The following is a 20,519-nucleotide window of genomic DNA, read 5'->3' as shown; positions in this document are numbered from 1 at the left end:
CAGACTGCGCTTTCACGCCCAACCTATGAAGGTGCCGCCGGGACGACGCTTACGCATCTCGCGCCACACGAAGTCGATAAACTCACGCTCGTCTCAACGGGCTTACTCGCCCAGCGCAGGCTCGCCCGTGGGCTCCGGCTGACCTATCCGGAAGCGGTTGCGCTCATCTCCACGGTGCTGCTCGAACTGATCCGCGACGGAAAGCACTCCGTGTCGGACCTCATGGCGATCGGCGGCAAGCTCCTCGGCAAGCGCGAAGTCCTGCCGGGCGTCGCCGAGATGGTCGGCGAAGTCCATATCGAAGGCACCTTCCTGGACGGCACAAAATTGGTTGCCGTGCGCTCTCCGATCACAGTAGAGACCGGCGATCTTGCCCTTGCACTCTATGGCAGCTTCCTGCCGGTGCCGGACGCCTCGCTCTTCGCAGCCGAGGATGAAGAAACGGCCGGGACGATCACGGTCGCCGATGGCTCGCTGACCCTGAACGTGGGGCGCCCATCGGCCAGCATCGACGTGACCAACACCGACGAGCGGCCGATCCAGGTCGGCAGCCATTTCCACTTCGTCGAGGCCAATCCGCGCCTGAAATTCGATCGTGATTCTGCTTATGGCAAGCGCCTCGACATCCCGGCCGGGACTGCCATCCGCTTCGAGCCGGGCGAGACCAAGTCGGTCAGGCTGGTCGAGATCGCCGGCAACAGGGTGATCCGTGGTGGCAACAACCTCGCTGACGGTCAGGTCGGCGCGTCGAACAAAAAGGCCACGCTGACCCGCGTTGGCGAGCGCGCATTCGCGAACAAGGGCTGAGAGGGGCATCCAATGGCATACCAGATCAAGCGCGGCGACTATGCAACCCTCTTCGGCCCGACCACCGGCGACAAGATCCAGCTCGGCGACACCTGCCTCGTCGCCGAAGTCGAGAAGGACTACACCGTCTATGGCGACGAGTGCGTGTTTGGGGCTGGCAAGGTCATCCGTGACGGCATGGGCCAGGCAACCGGTGTCGATTCCAAGAAGGCGCTTGATTGCGTCATCACCAATGCCCTGGTCATCGACTATACCGGCATCGTGAAGGCGGACATCGGCATCAAGGGCGGCAAGATCGCGGGCATCGGCAAGGCAGGAAATCCCGACGTCATGGCCGGCGTCGACCCCGACCTGATCATCGGCGTCAACACCGAGGTCATCGCCGGCGAGGGGCTGATCGTGACTGCGGGCGGTGTCGATACCCATTTCCACTACATATGCCCGCCGCAGCCCTATACGGCGATTGCCAGCGGCATCACCACACTTGTCGGTGGCGGCACCGGCCCGGCGACCGGCTCGCTCGCGACGACCTGCACGCCGAACCCGGTCTATCTCAAGCTGATGATGCAGGCGACGGACTCGATCCCGGTCAATTTCGTCTTCACCGGGCGCGGCAATTCCTCGAAGCCCGATGGCATGAAGGAACAGATCCTTGCTGGCGCTGGCGGCCTGAAGCTGCATGAGGATTGGGGGACGACCCCTGCCGCCATCGACACCTGCCTAGCGATGGCCGACGACTACGACGTGCAGGTCACGATCCACACCGACACGATCAACGAGAGCTGCACGGTCGAGGATTCGATCAAGGCATTCGCCGGCCGCACGATCCACACCTATCATTCCGAGGGCGCCGGCGGCGGCCATGCGCCGGACCTGATGCGCGTCTGCTCAGAGCCGAACATTCTCACCAGTTCGACCAGTCCGACCAATCCCTACACGGTCAACACGGTCGCCGAGCATCTCGACATGCTGATGGTCTGCCATCACCTCGACAAGAATATTCCCGAGGACGTGGCCTTCGCGGCAAGCCGCATCCGCGCCGAGACCATCGCAGCCGAGGGCGTCATGCACGATCTCGGCGCCATCTCCATGATGACCTCCGACAGCCAGGCCATGGGCCGCGCCGGCGAGGTCATCACCCGCACCTGGCAGATCGCCGACCAGATGAAACGGCAGCGCGGCAAGCTGCCGGAGGATGCTCCGGGCAACGACAATTTCCGCATCAAGCGATATGTCGCCAAATACACGATCAACGGCGCCATCGCCCATGGTATGAGCCATCTGATCGGTTCGATCGAGAAGGGTAAGGTGGCCGACCTTGTCCTGTGGAAGCCGGCCTTCTTCGGCGCACGACCGGAGATGGTCTTGAAGAGCGGCTTCATCGCCTTCGCGCAGATCGGCGACGCCAACGCCTCCATCCCAACGCCGCAGCCGCTCATCATGCGGCCGATGTTCGCCGCGACGGCCGCCGGCACGGCCGGCACCTCGATCCTCTTCGTCAGCGAAGCCTCCATCACAGACGGAGACGTCCTCTCCTATGGTCTCGGCAAGCGGATCGAGGCGGTCCGGAAATGCCGTGGCATCGGCAAAGCCGACATGAAGCTGAACGATGCCCTGCCGAAGATCATGGTCGATCCGAAGACCTATCGCGTCACGGCGGACGGTGAGGAGATTGCGGTGAAGCCGGCATCGAAACTGCCGCTCGCCCGACGTTATAGCCTGTTCTGAGGCTTGAGAGGCTGGCGGCCATTGCCGCCAGCCTCTGGCGACCGATCAAAGGGCTATCACCGGTCACAGCGGCACCATCCGTTTGATCGCCTATGACGGCTGTGAATTGCGCTCCCGATATGCCGCCTTATCCACATCTTGACACTCGCATCGGCGTGGCGCCTATATCTGGTGGTCACGGTCTCTCGACTCGCAAGATCGAGAGCTAAGAGGGAAGCCGGTCCAAGCCGGCGCTGCCCCCGCAACTGTAAGCGGCGAGTTCCTGTCCAGCCATGTCACTGGGGCCGCAAGGCCTTGGGAAGACGGACAGGAATGATGACCTGCGAGCCAGGAGACCTGCCGCGACACCAGTACGTCCACGGGCGGGGTGTCCCGGTGAGGCGCTTGCTTCGGGTGGCATACGCCTCCCGTGTTCCGGCATGCGTCCGCTTGCGCTCCGTCCCCACATTCATCGGGGATGATGATGCCAGCGACAGCCGAACGCCATGCCAATGGCAACCACAGACTCTCTACGCCGGCCCCTGACGTCCAGGCGGTCGCCAGCGCGCCCGGCTATCAGCTCATCCGCCGCAATGGCGCAGTCACGCCGTTCGATGCCGCCAAGATCGCGGTTGCCCTGACCAAGGCGTTCCTCGCCGTGGAGGGACAGTCCGCCGCCGCGTCCCGCCGCATCCACGACATCGTCGCCGGGCTGACCGACCAGATCGTGGCGAACCTCACCCGGCGCCCCGATATCGGTCGCACCTTCCATATCGAAGACGTGCAGGACCAGGTGGAACTCGCCTTGATGCGCGGGGAGCATCACAAGGTCGCCCGGGCCTATGTGCTTTATCGCGAGGAGCGGGCGCGAGAACGCGCGAAGGCCCTCGCCGCGGCGCATCCGGCCGGTGGTTCCACCGCCGTGCTGCATGTGAAGACCGCCGACGGCGCATTGGTGCCGCTGGATGCCGCCCGCCTCTCGACCGTCATCGACGAGGCCTGCGCCGGGCTCGACGGCGTCTCGGCCGACGCGGTCCTTTTGGAGACGCAACGCAATCTCTATGACGGCATCTCGCTCGATGAACTGGCGCAGGCGCCCATCCTGGCGGCGCGCACGCTGGTGGAGACCGAGCCCAATTATGCCAAGGTCAGCGCCCGCCTGCTGCTGGACAAGCTGCGCCGCGAGGCCCTGAGCTTCGTCGCCGGCCGGCCGGAACAGGCGACGCAGGCGGAGATGGCGGAGCGCTACGGCGATTATCTGCGCGCTTATGTGAGGACCGGCATCGCCAACGACCTGCTCGATCCCGAGCTTGGCCGCTTCGACCTGTCCCGGCTCGCCGCGGCACTCAAGCCGGAGCGGGATCTCCAGTTCGACTATCTCGGCTTCCAGACGCTCTACGACCGCTACTTCCTGCACGTGCGCGGCACGCGCTTCGAGCTGCCGCAGGCCTTCTTCATGCGCGTCGCCATGGGCCTCGCTGTGCGCGAGATCGACCGGGAGGCGCGGGCGATCGAATTCTACAATATCCTCTCCTCCTTCGACTTCATGGCCTCCACGCCCACCCTGTTCAATGCCGGCACCCTGCGGCCGCAGCTTTCCTCCTGCTTCCTGACCACGGTGGCGGACGATCTCGACGGCATCTTCAAGGCGGTGAAGGACAATGCGCTGCTGGCCAAATATTCCGGCGGCCTCGGCAATGACTGGACGCCGGTGCGCGGCCTCGGCGCCCACATCAAGGGCACCAACGGCGAGAGCCAGGGCGTCGTCCCCTTCCTGAAGGTGGCCAACGACACCGCCATCGCGGTGAACCAGGGCGGCAAGCGCAAGGGCGCAGTCTGCGCGTATCTCGAAACCTGGCACGTGGACATCGAGGAGTTCCTCGACTTGCGGAAGAATACCGGCGACGACCGCCGCCGCACCCACGACATGAACACGGCCAACTGGATCCCGGACCTGTTCATGCAGCGCGTGGCGGCCGGCGCCGACTGGACGCTGTTCTCCCCCGACGAGACGCCAAACCTGCACGACCTCTACGGCAAGCCCTTCAAGGCCGCCTACGAGGCCTATGAGGCCAAGGCCGGGCGGGGCGAGATGACGGTGTTCCGCACGGTGAAGGCTCTCGATCTGTGGCGGCGCATGCTGACCATGCTGTTCGAGACCGGCCACCCCTGGATCACCTTCAAGGACCCCTGCAACATCCGTTCGCCGCAGCAGCATGCGGGCGTGGTGCACTCATCGAACCTGTGTACCGAGATCACGCTCAACACCAGCGCGGACGAGGTGGCGGTGTGCAATCTCGGCTCGGTGAACCTCGCGGCGCACGTGACGGACGCGGAGCTCGATCTCGACCGGCTGCAGCGCACCGTGGCCACAGCCATGCGCATGCTGGACAATGTGGTGGACATCAATTTCTACACCATCCCCGAGGCGCGCCGGTCCAATCTGCGCCATCGCCCCGTGGGCCTCGGCATCATGGGCTTCCAGGAGGCGCTGGAGACGCTGCGCCTGCCCACCGCATCCGAAGAAGCCGTAGCGTTCGCCGACACCTCCATGGAGGCGGTGAGCTATTTCGCCATCTCCGCCTCGGTGGACCTCGCCGCCGCGCGCGGGCGCTACGCCTCCTTCGAGGGCTCGCTGTGGTCGAAGGGCATCCTGCCCATCGACAGCCTCGACCTCTTGGCGGAGGCCCGCGACGGCGACGTGGAGCTGGATCGCTCAGCGACGCTCGACTGGGCCACGTTGCGCCGGCGCGTGGTTGAGACCGGCATGCGCAATTCCAACGTCATGGCCATCGCGCCCACCGCCACCATCTCCAACATCGTCGGCGTGTCGCAATCCATCGAGCCCGCCTACAGCCAGCTTTACGTGAAGGCCAACATGTCCGGCGACTTCACCGTGGTGAACGCCAACCTCGTGCGCGACCTGAAGGCGCGGGGACTGTGGGACGAGGTGATGGTCTCCGACCTCAAATATTACGACGGCATGGTAAGCGCCATCGACCGCGTACCGGAGGATCTGAAGGCGCTCTACGCCACCGCCTTCGAGATTGCCCCTGAATGGCTGATCCGCGCGGCCGCCCGCCGGCAGAAATGGATCGACCAGGCCCAGTCGCTCAACCTCTATATGGCCGAGCCGTCCGGCCGGAAGCTGGACGAGGCCTATCGGCTGGCCTGGCGGTTGGGATTGAAGACCACCTATTACCTGCGCGCCCACTCGGCCACCCACGTGGAAAAGTCGACCCTCAAGGGCACCGACGGCAAGCTCAACGCGGTCTCCGCCGCGCCCATCCTGATGGCGGCGCCGAGCGCCTGCTCCATCGCCGATCCCACCTGCGAGGCCTGCCAGTGAGCGGGGATGATGTGATGATGCTCGACTGGTCCGACACCAAGCCCCTTCCCGCCGTGTCCGCAGCCGTTGCCGGCGGGGCGGGAGCGACGCCCGCCGACGCCACCGGCCTCGGCGCCATCGAGCGCGGCGCCGCCCGCGTCAGCGTCGACGAAAAGCGCATGATCAACGCGCGCGCCGACGTGAACCAGCTCCTGCCCATGAAATACCGCTGGGCCTGGGAGAAGTATCTTTCGGGCTGCAACAACCACTGGATGCCGACCGAGGTCTCCATGCAGGCGGACATCGCGCTGTGGAAGTCGAGCTCCGGCCTCACCGAGGACGAGCGGCGCATGCTCAAGCGCAATCTCGGCTTCTTCGCTGCCTCAGAAAGCTTGGTGGCGAACAACATCGTGCTCGCCATCTACCGCCACCTCACCAATCCCGAATGCCGGCAGTATCTCCTGCGCCAAGCGTTCGAGGAGGCTGTTCACACCCACACCTTCCAGTACATCGTGGAAAGCCTCGGCCTCGACGAGGGCGAGCTGTTCAACATGTATCGGGAGGTGCCCTCCATCACCGACAAGGCGGCGTGGGCGCTCAAGCACACGCAGAGCCTCGACGATCCCGCCTTCGCCACCGGCACGCCGGAGGCCGACCAGCAGTTCCTGCGCGACCTCGTGGCCTTCTACGTCGTCTTCGAGGGCATGTGGTTCTATACCGGCTTCGCGCAGATCCTCTCGCTGGGTCGGCGCAACAAGATGGTGGGCATCGCCGAGCAGTATCAATACATCCTGCGCGACGAGAGCATTCACCTGAATTTCGGCATCGACGTCATCAACCAGATCAGGGCCGAGAACCCCCATCTGTGGACGAGCGCCTTCCAGGACGAGGTGCGCACCATGCTGAAGGACGCGGCCGAGCTGGAGGCCGCCTATGGGCGGGACACCATGCCCCGCGGCTTCCTCGGCCTCAATGCGGCGCTGTGCGAGCAATATATGCACTTCATCGCCAACCGCCGCTGCGCCCAGCTCGGCCTCGCCCCGGTCTTCGCCGAGGCGGAGAATCCGTTCCCCTGGATGAGCGAGGCGATGGACCTGAAGAAGGAGAAGAACTTCTTCGAGACCCGTGTCATCGAGTATCAGAACGGCGGTGCGCTCGCCTGGGATTGAGCGGGGGGAGGCGCTCAGGCCGGCCCGTGCCCTCACGCTGAGTTTCTGGATGGATCTGGGTTGCGCCAAGTGCGTATGGGGCGAATATCTGCAGAATAAACCTTATCATTGGGTGTAATTTTATAGTGATTTTAATTTCTGCATTGGACGAATTGTCCACTTCAGAGAAGTGCGGGTCGAGTACCAGAAAGGGGCTTGGAGTGATCTATGAAGCTCATGCCCGCCTGGAAAGTTATGGCGCGATTGATGCCGGTCTGCGCCGCAGCCGTTTTTTCGATGATGCTGTTTTGCCTCGTCCTGGCCGTGGATGCCGCCCCGCCGGTCTCCTCGCAGGAGGCGCTTGGCGAAGTTCTGTTCTTCGATGTGAACCTGTCGCGCGCGCGAACCCAGTCCTGCGCCACATGCCATGACCCCGCCCATGCCTTCGCGGACCCGCGCAAAGGCGCGGCCGATGGCGCGGTGTCGCTCGGGGACGGCGGGCGAGCGCGCGGCGTGCGTAACACGCCCACTGTGACCTATGCCTTTCTCGGTCCCCGCTTCGGCAAGACGGCCGATGGCGGCTACGCGGGCGGAGCGTTTTGGGATGGGCGTGCCGACACGCTGGAGGTTCAGGCGGGGCAGCCCATCCTCAATCCGGTGGAAATGAACATGCCCGACAAGGCGAGCGTGGTGGCCCGCCTGAAGGAGAATCCGGCCTATGTGGAGGCATTCGAGGCTGTGTTTGGCCCGGATGTCTTCAAGGGCACCGAGCGCGCCTTCGCGGCCCTGTCCTCAGCGCTGGCCGCCTATGAGCGCAGCCCGGCGGTCTCGCCGTTCGATTCCAAATATGACCGCTTCCTGCGCGGCGAATACAAGATGACTCTGCAGGAGGAGCTGGGGCGAGTGCTATTCTTCTCCAACCAATTCACCAATTGCCACCTCTGTCACAAGCTTTCCGCATCCGGCGGGGAAGGAGAGCCCTTCACCAACCACAAGTTCCACAATATCGGCGTGCCGGCCAATCCCGCCCTCGGTGTCCCGGTGGATCACGGCCTCATGGCCGGGCGGAAGCTGAAGGACAGGCGTCGCGACGGGCAGTTCAAGGTGCCCACCCTGCGCAATGTGGCGGTGACCGCACCCTATATGCATAATGGTGTGTTCAAAGACCTGCGCACGACAATCCTATTCTACAATAAATATATCTCCCACGCGCCGGCGCGACAGATCAATCCGGAGACGGGTCAAGCCTGGGCGCCGCCCGAAGTGCCAGGCACCTTGTCCGTCAAGGAGCTCGGGGCGGCTCCCGCCTTGGACGACCGCCGCATCGACGCGCTGGTCGCCTTTCTAAAGACATTGACCGACAAGCGCTATCAAGGTCAGGTCGAACAATAGCCCATGGGGCGATCATCCGGACGGAAGAGTCCTCCAATTCGCCTGGCAGCCATATGCCAGTGGGGCGGTGCCAATCATTTCACCCGCCACTTCTCGAGCTTGCGGGCGAGCGTGCGTCGATGCATGCCAAGGCGGCGTGCGGTTTCCGAAATGTTGAATTCTGCATCCACCAGAGCTTCGTGGATGCGTTCCCATTCCAGGTTCTTGATCGAGGTCGGGCGCCGCGTCAGAGGCACCGTTTCGTCGCCGCCGGACTTGCCGAAGGCGGCAATGATGTCGTTGGTATTGGAAGGCTTGGGAAGATAGTGGCAGGCCCCCAGCTTGATCGCCTCCACGGCTGTAATGATGCTCGCAAAGCCGGTGAGGACCACGATTCTCATGTGCGGATCATGGGCATGGAGCGCCTTCACGCATTCCAGGCCTGATCCGCGGGCGAGCTTGAGATCGACGACGGCAAAGCCCGGGGTCGCGGATGCAAGCTCCTTCCGAAGACCTTCCAGGCCATCGCATGTAACAACCTCATAGTCGCGCCGCTCGAACGAACGGCGCAGGGCCCGCGCGAAGGTGATATCGTCTTCCACAATCAGGAGAGTATTTCTATCCGACATCTCGCTCGCCCGTAGATAAGGACGCGATTGGAAGGGAGAGCGCGACGGTCGCCCCTCCCGCCTCGCTGTTTTCCGCATGGACGGTGCCGCCCAACTTGCGGACCACATTGACCACCAAAAAAAGCCCCAGCCCGCTCCCAGGGCGGGCCTTGGTGGAGCGGTAGGGCTTGCCCAGTTCCTCCAGTATGCCCGCCGCGAAGCCGGGACCGGCGTCGCGAACAGCGATGACGAGATTGCCACCTTCGCGCCGGACCTGCGCGCCAATCCAGCGCGGCGAGGCTTCGAGCGCATTGTCGAACACGTTGAAGAGAATTTGCTTCAGCGCGGCGTCGGAGACGATTTCAACGTCGGGATCGAAGGCGTTTTCATAGTCGAGCGCCTGCGGCGCGCGGTTGGTTCGCCACTCCGCGACCAAGCCGTCCATGAACCCTTTGACGCTGGTATATTGCGTCCCCTCGCCACGCGCTTCTCCCGACGACATCAGGATGCCCGAGACGATGACCTTGCAGCGCTCGACCTGGCCTTGCATGTCGGCGACCTCCTGGGCAAGGTCGCCCTCCCGCTGCACCAGCGGCAGGCGCTCCCAGTCGCTCAGGATCACCGAAAGCGTAGCCAGCGGCGTGCCCAGTTCATGAGCCGCGCCGGACGCCAGAAGGCCCATGCGGACAATATGGTCTTCCTCTGCCGACCATTGCCGCAGATCCGCGAGGTGTGCGTCGCGCATTTGAAGGTTCCGCTGGATCCGCATCACGAAGACCGCCAGCAGGCACGCCGCGAGCACGAAGCAGATGAACATGCCCTGGATGTGGAGGTTGAACAGATCGGCCCCGTGCGCATGGGGCATGGCGATGCTGCGATGAGCAACGGTAAGCCATACAAAGCAGCCGCTGGTGATCGCGACGAGAATCCACACCGACCAGACGTCGAGCAACACCGTCCCCAGGATGACCTGGAGGAGATAGAGCGAAATGAATGGATTGGCCGCTCCGCCGGTCAGATAAAGCTGCACGGTGAGGGCCGCCACGTCGAGCAGAAGCTCAATGAACAGCTCCGCATTGGTGACATGATCCTGCCTGAGATGCCGCAGCAAGCTGATCAGGTTGAGCCCCACGAGAAAGAGGATCACCACACTCAGTTGGAGGATCGGCAAGGCGATGGCGAGGATCTGGTCGACAAACCAGATCGTCACCACCTGGCCGCCGACGGCGAGCCAGCGCAGTTGGATGAGCAGCAACAGATTTTTCTTGTTGGTCGTGTCCAATGGTGGAATTTCGTGTCTCCCAAGCCCTGTTTCGAGGCGCGCATAGGGGCGATCCCCGACGGGATCACGGTGCCCCCCGGAAGGGGGGATTCGATCAGAGAGGGCCGCCTGCCTTACCTTGGATGAAACGCCAGATCCAAAGCCGGAAGCTGAGGAGCAGGCCTTTCACGTCGATGGGATCACCCGGATCGAGGGCTCCGGGGATCATTGTGTCTTCTCGGCGGGGGCCTTGGTTGCAACCGCTCGGTTGGCCTCCTCCACCTTGCGCATATAGTCCTGGGTCTTGGCCCGGACCAATTCGCGATGGGGCGTGACGGCGGCTTCCCGGTAGAGATGCCGCCCGACGCCCATCAGGGAAACCACCACCAGCATGAGCGCGCAAATCGGCAGGAAGCTCTTGCCGATGGTCTCGGCGGGCCGCCGCGTCTCGGCAAACATCAGATGGGCCATGCCAAGGGAAACCAGGATCGCAATGCCAAAAACCGCCCACACGGCGTGAAGATTGGTTTCGACCTGCGGCAGGGTCAGCATGGCGAGCGGGCCGACCAGAAATTGGGCGGAGGTCGGCCAGAACGCCCATTGATAGCCCTTGCGCATCAGCTCGACGCGCGCGAAGCCGGTCTCCTCGATCTCCTGCGCGCTGCGCCTGCGGAACAGCCACACCATGAGCAGGCCCGTCATCGCCGGGCAGGCCAGGATGAAATGGGCGTAACGGGGGAATACGTTCGGCAGCGCGAGGGCAGAGAAGAAGCCCTGCGTCGTCCCCCATTTTTCCGGAAACAGCATCAGATTGATGTTGGTGAGGAAGATCAACGGGATGAACAGGAACAGCAGGCACACCACGATGGCGATGGCGATATGCAGCCATTTCACCCGGTCCATCTGGTGCCACAGATATTTGTGGATGTACGTCAGTACGAAGGCCGCGATCACCAGCGGGATAATGCTGATCCAGAAGGCCCCGGTCAGCGCATTCGCCGTGTAGAAATAGACCGTATAGATGGTGTTGATCGCCAGCAGGGGGCCAATGCCAAGAACAACCGCTATGGATTTGTTGGCGGTGATGGTGGAAGCAATCGCGTACGCCAGCTTGTCGTAACGCTTCTCCTTCAGGCCGCGCAGTTCGTAATGGAGGGTGAGCAGCGCTCCGCCGATCATGAAGTTCACGAACACGATGTGCATCAGGAAGAAGATCACCAGCACTGCGATCAGCACCGGCTCCGGTGCCGGAAGGGGCAGCGGAATGTCTCTGGGAACGGGGATCTCAGTCATCGGGCGGCCGTTTCTTTGCGGATATCGGTGGTGGCGGTGCGGGGCGCGGCATCACCATTCACGATGACGCCTGCGGTCTGCGCTCCGGGGATCGGCGCCGTGTTGTTCTGGAGATGTTCGAGATAGGCGCCAAGCCATTGCAGCTCTTGCGCATTCCCTGGGAACGGCGGCATGAAGGGCTGGGCGTAGTGCATACCCTCGATGTAGCCGGCAGTGAGTTCAGGGGTCCAAGGACGATCACCGAACATCCTTTTCAGATGGCCGGTGATACTATTCATGCCGTGGCCGGTATGGCAGCGCGAGCAAGTGTCCATGAAGACATCCTTGCCCTTCTGGATGCGCTCCAGCAGGGCGTCGCGTTGCTCGCCCGACAGTCCCGCCGGCAGGCCCGCTTGCTCGGCCGGCGTCAGCGGATTGGAATAAGTGGCATAGGCGAGGACGCCGTCGCGCTGAAGCAAGGCATAATCGCCCACACGCAGGCCATTGGCATACATGTACTGGCCGATCACATAAGGCTTGCGAATGAATTCGCGCACCCGCTCGAAATGCCCGGTCATCCAGAGGATGGCGACGAACGGAACCACCAGCGCCACCTTCGGCAGCAGGTTGGGCCGGGCGATCGCCACCTGCACGACTAGCAGGATGGTGATGACCGTCACCACGGCGATCTGAAGGAATTTGTTCTGCCATTCGGCGAACTGCATGGTCGCCAGCGAGACCGCGAGATTGTCCTTCATGGCCTCGGGGACGGAGGTGTAATACCACCAGCCGGCGAGCAGCACGAACGGTGCGAACACCAGCGTCCAGACGCCGACCGCGCGCAAGGCCTCGAGGCGGAAGGCGTCCTGTTTCCCGGTAAAAAACAGGATGAGGAACATCGAGATGATGCCGGCCATGGCGGCCGCAAGCGGGGTGCGGAACGCAAGCTGCGGGATGTACAGCGGGTTCAGGACGCCGGTCCAGAAGCTATGATCGGTCAGCCAGTTGCCGGGATCCATCATGAACCCGAGGATGGCGACGATGATCGCCATGGTCACCCAGGAGAAGAACGCAAGGGCGAATCCAAGCTTGATGTGCCGCGCCTTCCATTCCGGTCCGCGAGCGCTCCATTTCTTCCACGTCAGGGTATAGGCGAGGATCAGGCAGACTTCGGTGATGAACACCAGCCATTCGGTGAACCAGGCCCAGAAGAACACGCGGATGAGGCTGCCGATGGAATAGGGATTGACCAGCGAGACCGACAGCCAGATGCCCACGCCGGTCAGTGCGCCGACGGTGGTGGTGATCAGAAAGCAGAAGAACAGGATCTTATAGGCGAGGCGATCCCAACGCGGATCCTGTTTCTTGTTGCCATACCACTCCATGGCCGCGACCAGCGGCATCATGCCGACGGCAAGACCGTGATTGATCAGCACATGCAGAATGGCGATGGTGGCGATCAGCCCGCGGTTGCCGAGCAGATCCAGATGGAAAACGGGAAAATCCATCAGATGGCCCCCCCGGCGACAGGGTGGGGAGCAGGATCGGGCGAGAGGTCGGCCCCGGCCAAGGTCAACATCGCCAACTCAGCGGTAAATAAAAATGCGCCCAGGGCATAGGCGAGGCTTGCCGCGGAATTGGTGATGACCAGGAGCAACGCCACGAGCGCGAGGCAAATGGCGAGAACGCCAGGGATCCAGAGCAGCGCGATTTGATAGAAGTTCATCGCATCGCCCGACGCAAATGTGCGATTCACGACGCGAAATAAAAAATAGGATCCGGCCAGTAATACGGCGCCGCCGCCGATCACACCGTAAAGCGAGGCGCTGCTGATAATTGCGAGAAGGGCCGACAACATAATCAGATTGATCACGGTTGGCCGATGAGGGCGTGCGCCCAGCCACTTTGATATGCGCTCCATCTTGCTTCCTGCACATGAGACGATTGATGGCACTTAGCGGCCGGGCTCTCCCTTGGGGGAGTGGACAATCGGTCCAAGCGCGCAAAAAGCGTGGCGGAACGGGAGGGCCACGGGGAAGACGATTGGCATGAATGCGGTCCGATCTGCCCGCCATTTCGGAGGGGTCCTCCGGCAAATTCAGGGCATTGCGGACAATTCAGGGGCTTGATCTTCGTCCCGATTCTGAGGCGGCGGCGGAGCTAATTCCCTCCGTGAACCTCAGGGCTAGGTTCGTCTCGCACGGGCAGACGGGCATCGTGCCGCATTCTTTGCCCTTACGGCACGTCGGTCTTCCTGGCATGCTTCAGCCGTGGACGGGTTTGAGGATCGCGGATTGTGAGGCCCCCGAAGGCTTGGAGAGGATGGACCGCCTGCGCGGCAGCTTATCTGCTGCTGCTGCAAGTGCTGATCACCGGCATGGCGGCGGGGGCACATGCTGCGCCACCCGATAGGGGCGCCGTCGCCACCGTCCTTTGCTTGTCCTTGACCGGGGAAGGGTCATCGCAACCCGATACGGGCGATGGCCCGCAAGACGGCGTGCCGAAATGCTGCGTGCTCGGATGCGCCACGTTCGGGCCAATCGCCGATACTCCGGCGTATGCGTGGAGTGCGGTTCGGCAGCCCGTCTTGCAAGCGGGGGAGGAAGCCCCAGCCGGTGCCTTCACCGTCCGTACCAGCAGCCATGGCCCGTCCCCGAACCTTGCCAGAGCTCCGCCGACCACGGCTTGAGACGCCTGCCGTCGCAGTTCGCCCAGCCTGTTCGCTGAAAATGCTGCCTGCGGCGCGCCGCGGGTGACCGATCGTTGTGGATGCCGAAACGCTCCCTGTGCGGAGCGGGCCGTCGTGTGGCCGCCGGTGTCTCGTCGGCCCCTATCCGCTGGCGTCACGATGTCCGGTCTCTTCGCCCACAGGCGCGATGCCGGACCGTGGGCGTGAGCAGAGTGAGGCCGCCGAATAATTCGAGGCACAGGGAGCGCGATCTCCGCGGTGGAAGAGCGCTTGGACAGCGATGACCTGTTCCAGATGCAGCGCATGGATCCAGATCATCCATGGCGACCAGAACACTGACCTAAGTAAAGTCATACCAACCCGAAACGGGAGTATTGAAAATGAATAAGCATAAGTCTACGGCGATTGTCGGGGCGGAGCGCAGTCTGGTTTGGCTCGCCCTGGCGGGTGCGCTTCTAGGTGCCACCGGGGTGGGGGCCGCGCAGGCGCAGGAGGCTCAGCCGGTGGCGATCCGCTTTGCCGCCCAGGTGGGCGACAAGCCGTTCGCCTGTGGCCAGAGCTACGACAACCTCGGAGCCCCACCCTCGCGTGCCACCCCCACGGATTTCCGCTTCTATGTGTCCGATGCCGAACTGATCGACGCGGCGGGCAAAGCGGTGCCCGTGAAGCTGGAGCAGGACGGGCGCTGGCAGTACCAGGACGTGGCGTTGCTTGATTTTGAGAACCGCTCCGGCCCGTGTCTCACCGGCACGACGGATCTCAACGACAAGGTGGTGGGGACCGTCCCCAAGGGCTCCTACAAGGGGCTGCGCTTCACCCTGGGAGTGCCATTCGCGCTCAACCATGCGGATGCGACCATTGCGCCGTCGCCCTTGAACCTGACTTCCACGTTCTGGAGCTGGCAGGGCGGCTACAAGTTCGTACGCATCGACTTGTCCACCACCGGCACGCCCCAGACCCTGACGGTCGGGGAAACACCGAAGTTCGGCGACAAGGAGGCCAGCAAGAAGCTGGGCTTTGCCATCCATCTCGGCAGTACCGTCTGCGCCGCCGGGAGCACGGCGGAAAAGCCCACGGACTGCAAGAATCCCAACCGGCCGGTTATCAGTTTCTTGGCCTTCGATCCCGCCAAAGATGTGGTGGTGGCGGACCTCAAAGGGCTGCTCCAGGGCGTGAACATCGACGTCAACGCGCCCGACACCCCCGCCGGCTGCATGTCCAGCCCCAATGATCCGGACTGCAACCCGCTGATGAAGAACTTCGGCCTCTGGTTCGACGATCAGCCGAGCGGCGAGCAGACTTTCTTCCGCGTTCAGTGACAGGTGCCCCCATGTTTCGTCTTCGAGCGTTGATCGCGGCGCTGGGCCTCGTCGGCCTGGCCGGAACCGCCACTGTCGTCGCGGTTGCGGGCGGCCTGGGGGAGGTATCGCAGGCGCCATATGCGTGGAGGCTGCCGGCCTGGCTGCCTCCACCGCTCGTTCCCGCATCCAATCCCATGTCGGACGTCAAGATCGAGCTCGGCCGGCGCCTGTTCTACGATCGGCGCCTGTCCAGCACGGGCACCATGTCCTGCGCCAGTTGCCATCTGCAGGCGCTGGCCTTCACCGATGCGCGCATGGTTCCCAAGGGCGTCACCTGCGAGGTGCATTCCCGCAATTCCATGTCGCTCGCGAACGTGGCCTATTTCCCGGTGCTCACCTGGAGCAATCCCTTGCTCTCCCACCTGGAGCAGCAGTCGCTCGTGCCACTGTTCGGGGAAGCGCCAGTTGAGCTGGGATTGAGCGGTCTGGAAGGCGAGATGCTTGCGCGGCTGAAGGCCGAGCCGGTTTACCCGCCGCTTTTTGCCGCCGCTTTCCCGGACGAGAAGGGCGCCATATCGCTCGGTACCGTCACCAAGGCGCTGGCCGCATTCGAGCGTACGCTGATTTCCGCCGACAGTCCCTATGATCGCCATCGCTACGGAGGGGACCGAACCGCGCTGTCGGCGAGCGCTCTGAGGGGAGAATCCCTATTCTTCAGCGAGCGGCTGGAGTGCTTCCATTGCCATGGCGGGGTGCATTTGACGGATAACCTGGTGCACACCCGCAAACCTTTCGCCGAAGCTGGGTTCCACAATAACGGGCTCTATAACACCGATGGAGAAGGGGCCTTCCCGACTTCCAGTCAGGGCTTGATCGAGCACACAGGACGCCCGGACGACATGGGCCGGTTCCGAACGCCCAGCCTGCGCAATGTGGCGGTGACCGCGCCTTACATGCACGACGGGAGCATTCCCGACCTGCGCGGGGTGATCGCCCATTATTCCGCCGGAGGGCGCACCATCACTGAGGGGCCGAACGCCGGCGTCGGCAGCGGAAGTCCGCTGAAAAGCCCGTTCCTGCCCGGGTTCAAGCTGACGCGGGCCGAGACCGACGATCTCATCGCATTCCTCGAAAGTCTCACCGATCGCACCTTCCTCACCGATCCGCGCTTCTCCAACCCCTGGCAAGAACCGTAGGCGCCGCCGAGCGCCGGCCAGAGGGCGGAACCATCGAAAATACAGGGAGCCGAATCATGTGCGCGTGGGTGAGGCCGTTGGTGCATGCGATGCTGCTATTGGCGGGCGTGATGCTGTCTGGTGGCAGCGCCTTCGCGCATGCATCGCTCCTGCGCGCCGAGCCGACCGACGGCTCCATGCTGGCAAGCGCCCCCCTGTTGTTCGTGCTGACCTTTAGCGAGCCCGTATCCCCCTTGGTGCTGCGGCTGGCGGGGCCGGACGGATCACTCATGACCCTAGACTCTCCGGGTGCCCGTGACGCGATCCTGCGGGTTGAGGCACCCGCCGCGATGGAAAACGGCACATATGTGCTCAACTGGCGGGTCATTTCGCAGGATGGCCACCCGGTCGCGGGCGGCATTCTCTTTTCCATCGGCGCGCAGACCCCGGGCATGTCCGCGTCGGCCGTGGACATTGTCAATTGGCCGGTGCGTGGCGCCATCTGGACCACCCGGCTGGTGATTTATGCCGGTATATTCATGGGCATCGGCGGTGCGTTCTTCGCAAGTTGGATCGGCGGCGTGTCGCGCCCGGCGGTGCGCTCCAGTGCGGGCCTTATGATCGCCGCCCTGCTGGCGTTGCCCCTGTCGGTCGGCTTCCAGGGACTTGATGCCCTGGGCGCAACCCTGCGCAACCTGAACGAGCCGTTGGTCTGGCGCGCCGGCTTTTCCACCAGCTATGGCACCACCGTACAGTTCGCCCTGGGCGCCATAGGTCTCGGGCTTCTGTCCCTTGTCCGGCACGGAATTGCGAGCCGATTGTTGTCGCTTGCGGCGCTCGCTGTGGCTGGATTCGCCTTCACCACCAGTGGCCATGCCAGTACAGCCGATCCGCAATGGCTGACGCGGCCCGCCGTGTTTCTGCACGTGGTGGGCATCGCCTTCTGGGCTGGAGCGCTCATCCCGCTGCATGGTGCCCTGCGCGTGCGAACCTTGGACGCGGTGGTGTGCCTGCGCAGATTCTCCCTGGCCGCCCCGTTCGCCGTGATGCCGCTGGTCGCCGCGGGACTGCTGCTTTCCCTGATCCAGCTTGGGCGCCTGGATGCGCTGTGGGCCACGGCCTATGGCGCGCTGCTCCTCGCCAAGCTCGCGCTGCTCGCCGCCCTGTTCGCGCTGGCCCTGGTCAATCGCCTTTGGCTGACAGCGCCGGCCGAGCGCATGGAGCCTGCGGCCGTGAGGCATCTGCGCCGTTCCATCCGCGCGGAGGTTATCCTCATTCTCGCGATCTTCGCGGTGGCTGCGGGCTGGCGTTTCACACCGCCACCGCGTGCGCTGGCGGCGGCAGCCGCCGAACCCGCCTCGGTCTACATACATAGCGCGGATGCCATGGTGGATCTCATGATCACGCCTGGCCGCGTTGGGCCGGTCAGTGCCTCGATGATCATCATGACCGGGGATTTCGGGCCGTTGGACGCGAAGGCGGTGACGCTCGTCCTCGCCAACCCAGTCGCCGGAATCGGCGCACTCAGCTTACCGGCAACGAAGCCTGGGGAGGGCACGTGGCGTGTGGAGGATTTGAGGCTTATGTGCCCGGGCCGATGGATCGTTCGCGTCGATATCATTGATCGGGAGGAGAAGACTCGCGCGTTGGACGGGATGATCGAGATCCGCCCCTAAGTGAAAGCCGGCCAGAACCGGAAGGCTTGGCCGGCTTCGAGCGCCTCTTATGCTTCCCGCCCGCTTGCCGTTCGGCCCTCTGCGACTTCCGGCAGAAGGTGGCCCAGCGGATCGAAGCCCCCCACGTTATCGGTCAAAAGCCTTGTGGTTGGCGCTCCGCGTTGTGCGCCCGCCCGCCGTAGGTGCGTAGCGAGAAGCCGCACAATATTCTCACCGCCTAACTCTTTCGATCATCCCCCGGCTCCAGCCTGCCAACCAAGACAGTTGCGCGCGATAATTTCCCCCCCCACAAATGAGGTTATGAAAATTATCGTGGGAGCGATTCGATGGCTGCGGTTCGCGTGCTTGCCGATCATCCTGAAGTTGATGCTCGTCTCGCCGAGTTCGGTGTAACGCGCCAGGCGTTGCTCGAGGTCGTGCGCGGCGTGGTCGCTGCGCGTGCCGACGCGATCGCCGATGATCCCGCTTCTGCAGAAGGGCAGCTCGCCTACATCTACGGCACCCGATATGTGCGGCAGCTTTTCCGGGCAATCGGTTGGGTCAATTATCGCGAGAACAACGTCGAATCCGTTAAGCATCCGGATAGCCCCCTTAAGGTGGTCTATCAAAGTGTCGACCTTGCCGCCGACAAGTTGCACAAGCCGCAAGCGGTTTCCGGGAAAGGCTCCGGCGCCGACCGTATCATTGCGGTGGGACAGGCGGGGCTGTTCCCCGAGGAAGAGATGTCCGCGGCGCGGGATCAGAGCCTCGCGGAGCTTCGGACCGGCGTATGGTTCTTCTGCGTGTCGGTTCAAGGTGATGATGTCCGTGCCGAACTTTCGCTGCCTTCGGGCATTTCCGGCGGCAATTTCGAGGGCTTCATCGAGCGCATCTTCATCCTCGATGGTGGTGAATGGCCGGCGGATGCCATCCTTGATAGTGATCGTCCGGATGGCATCGAGTTCGAGCCTGCTGTTTTGCGTCGCTAAGGCCATGTTCAACATTGGCAGAATGGAACTCGCGCGGAAGCGGCAGCGGTTGACCGCCAAGGCTCTCGCCGAGCGGGCTGGCATATCACCGGTCACCTTGTCGCGTGTCGTCAACGGGCAGCAGGTTCCGGATGAAGACACAGTCGATGGCTTGGTGCGTGCGCTAGGGTTCCCGCGGGAGTTCTTCTTCCGGGACGACGCGGCCCCGATCAGTGCTGATGCCGCCAGCTTCCGGAGCATGACGGCGATGTCGGCGCGCGAGCGCGATGCGGCACTCGCCGCCGGTTCCCTGGCCTTCGAGATGTCCGCCTGGGTGCGAGAACGGTTCGTTCTGCCGCAGCCAGACCTGCTCGACCTCAGCCATGAACGTGATCCCGCTGGAGCCGCACGTGCGCTACGCCAGCATTGGGCGATCGGCGAGCGGCCGATCTCGCATATGATCAAGCTGCTTGAGACGAAGGGCGTCCGCGTCTTCTCGCTGGCCGAGAACACGAAGAATGTGGATGCCTTTTCCTGTTGGCATGATGGTGAGCCGTACGTCTTCCTCAACACCTTCAAGACCACGGAGCGCAGTCGGTTCGACGCCGCTCATGAGCTGGCTCACCTCGTCCTGCACAAGCACGGTGGTCCCAATCAAGGACGCGCTGCCGAGCTTGAAGCACATGCCTTTGCATCGTCGTTCCTGATGCCTCACGACGACGTCGTGGCGACAATCCCATTCGTCCGAAGCCTCGATCAATTGGTGCTCGCAAAGAAGCGGTGGGGCGTGTCCGTATCGGCGCTCGCGCACCGGCTCCACCGGATCGGCCGGATCTCCGATTGGAACTACCGGACCTTCTGCATCCAGATAAACAAGCGCTTCGGCATCAACGAGCCTGACGGTCTCCCGCCAGAGAGATCTGCGATATGGCAGCGTGTGCTCACGGAGCTTTGGCGGGAGGGCGTAACGCGCCAACACGTGGCAGCCCGCCTGGATATCCCTGAGGCAGAACTCGACAATCTGCTGTTCGGGCTCACCGGGGATGTGAATCCACCATCTGTCGCCGGTTCGTCTCTCCGGCTAGTTCCGTGATTGTGCCTGGGGGGCTGTGTCGCCGAGATATGCACCCGATTGCCCGCTCTGAGCGGGCACCTCGTTCTTTCCTGCCAGTGCTTGCGGATTCCGACGTAACCGGCCACCTATTCCAATCATTATCCGGCCACCGTTC

At 63.3% G+C, this 20,519-nt stretch carries 15 protein-coding genes and 1 riboswitch; of the genes, 10 read left to right on the top strand and 5 right to left on the bottom strand.

Annotated elements, in window-relative coordinates; translation table 11 throughout:
* From ureB to KHC27_RS08095, 5 genes are all read left to right on the top strand, one after another.
* A partial coding sequence (ureB, locus tag KHC27_RS08115) for an urease subunit beta (protein ID WP_213337435.1) occupies positions 1 to 807 on the top strand: 807 nt, incomplete at its 5' end.
* 12 nt (positions 808 to 819) lie between these two features.
* Positions 820 to 2,535 (top strand): urease subunit alpha, encoded by a 1,716-nt coding sequence (gene ureC, locus KHC27_RS08110; protein WP_213337417.1) that lies wholly within the window; start codon positions 820 to 822, stop codon positions 2,533 to 2,535.
* Between the two features lie 161 nt (positions 2,536 to 2,696).
* A riboswitch (cobalamin riboswitch) is annotated at positions 2,697 to 2,893 on the top strand.
* A gap of 105 nt (positions 2,894 to 2,998) precedes the next feature.
* A complete protein-coding gene (locus KHC27_RS08105) occupies positions 2,999 to 5,863 on the top strand; it encodes a ribonucleoside-diphosphate reductase subunit alpha (RefSeq protein ID WP_213337407.1) in 2,865 nt (954 codons plus the stop codon).
* 17 nt (positions 5,864 to 5,880) lie between these two features.
* The gene (locus KHC27_RS08100) at positions 5,881 to 7,011 is read left to right on the top strand and encodes a ribonucleotide-diphosphate reductase subunit beta (protein ID WP_213337449.1); all 1,131 of its coding nucleotides are present in this window, start codon (positions 5,881 to 5,883) and stop codon (positions 7,009 to 7,011) included.
* A 276-nt stretch (positions 7,012 to 7,287) separates the two neighbouring features.
* Positions 7,288 to 8,382 (top strand): cytochrome-c peroxidase, encoded by a 1,095-nt coding sequence (locus tag KHC27_RS08095; protein WP_246519758.1) that lies wholly within the window; start codon positions 7,288 to 7,290, stop codon positions 8,380 to 8,382.
* A gap of 74 nt (positions 8,383 to 8,456) precedes the next feature.
* Here KHC27_RS08095 and KHC27_RS08090 read toward each other — a convergent pair whose 3' ends face one another.
* The 5 genes from KHC27_RS08090 to KHC27_RS08070 form a co-directional block, all read right to left on the bottom strand.
* Positions 8,457 to 8,990 carry a response regulator transcription factor gene (locus KHC27_RS08090; protein ID WP_213337405.1) on the bottom strand — a complete coding sequence of 178 codons (534 nt, stop codon included), beginning with the start codon at positions 8,988 to 8,990 and terminating at the stop codon, positions 8,457 to 8,459.
* Positions 8,980 to 10,251 (bottom strand): ATP-binding protein, encoded by a 1,272-nt coding sequence (locus KHC27_RS08085; RefSeq protein WP_246519756.1) that lies wholly within the window; start codon positions 10,249 to 10,251, stop codon positions 8,980 to 8,982. Before KHC27_RS08085 ends, KHC27_RS08090 begins: the two co-directional genes overlap by 11 nt.
* 204 nt (positions 10,252 to 10,455) lie before the next feature.
* Positions 10,456 to 11,523 carry a hypothetical protein gene (locus KHC27_RS08080; RefSeq protein WP_213337403.1) on the bottom strand — a complete coding sequence of 356 codons (1,068 nt, stop codon included), beginning with the start codon at positions 11,521 to 11,523 and terminating at the stop codon, positions 10,456 to 10,458.
* The gene (locus tag KHC27_RS08075) at positions 11,520 to 13,010 is read right to left on the bottom strand and encodes a c-type cytochrome (protein ID WP_213337400.1); all 1,491 of its coding nucleotides are present in this window, start codon (positions 13,008 to 13,010) and stop codon (positions 11,520 to 11,522) included. Before KHC27_RS08075 ends, KHC27_RS08080 begins: the two co-directional genes overlap by 4 nt.
* Positions 13,010 to 13,423, bottom strand: coding sequence for a hypothetical protein (locus KHC27_RS08070; RefSeq protein WP_213337394.1), 414 nt, complete (start codon positions 13,421 to 13,423; stop codon positions 13,010 to 13,012). Before KHC27_RS08070 ends, KHC27_RS08075 begins: the two co-directional genes overlap by 1 nt.
* Before the next feature lie 1,148 nt (positions 13,424 to 14,571).
* Between KHC27_RS08070 and KHC27_RS08065 the strand changes: the two genes are divergently transcribed.
* The 5 genes from KHC27_RS08065 to KHC27_RS08045 all read left to right on the top strand — a co-directional run bounded on the left by KHC27_RS08065 (position 14,572) and on the right by KHC27_RS08045 (position 20,383).
* Complete coding sequence (locus KHC27_RS08065; RefSeq protein WP_213337391.1) at positions 14,572 to 15,510, top strand: MbnP family copper-binding protein; 939 nt, start codon at positions 14,572 to 14,574, stop codon at positions 15,508 to 15,510.
* Positions 15,511 to 15,521: 11 nt separating this feature from the next.
* Positions 15,522 to 16,688 (top strand): methanobactin export MATE transporter MbnM, encoded by a 1,167-nt coding sequence (locus KHC27_RS08060; protein ID WP_213337389.1) that lies wholly within the window; start codon positions 15,522 to 15,524, stop codon positions 16,686 to 16,688.
* Positions 16,689 to 16,777: 89 nt separating this feature from the next.
* Positions 16,778 to 18,343 (top strand): copper resistance CopC/CopD family protein, encoded by a 1,566-nt coding sequence (locus KHC27_RS08055; protein WP_246519757.1) that lies wholly within the window; start codon positions 16,778 to 16,780, stop codon positions 18,341 to 18,343.
* 326 nt (positions 18,344 to 18,669) lie between these two features.
* Positions 18,670 to 19,311 (top strand): hypothetical protein, encoded by a 642-nt coding sequence (locus KHC27_RS08050; protein WP_213337384.1) that lies wholly within the window; start codon positions 18,670 to 18,672, stop codon positions 19,309 to 19,311.
* Positions 19,262 to 20,383, top strand: a complete 1,122-nt coding sequence (locus tag KHC27_RS08045) for a helix-turn-helix domain-containing protein (RefSeq protein ID WP_343210863.1) — start codon at positions 19,262 to 19,264, stop codon at positions 20,381 to 20,383. Before KHC27_RS08050 ends, KHC27_RS08045 begins: the two co-directional genes overlap by 50 nt.
* Positions 20,384 to 20,519 lie beyond the last annotated feature (136 nt).

The sequence above is a fragment of the Ancylobacter lacus genome (genome assembly GCF_018390635.1).
Classification (GTDB): Bacteria; Pseudomonadota; Alphaproteobacteria; order Rhizobiales; family Xanthobacteraceae; genus Ancylobacter; species Ancylobacter lacus.
Note: the sequence above shows the minus strand (reverse complement) of the source record. Positions and strands in the feature narration are given on the sequence as shown.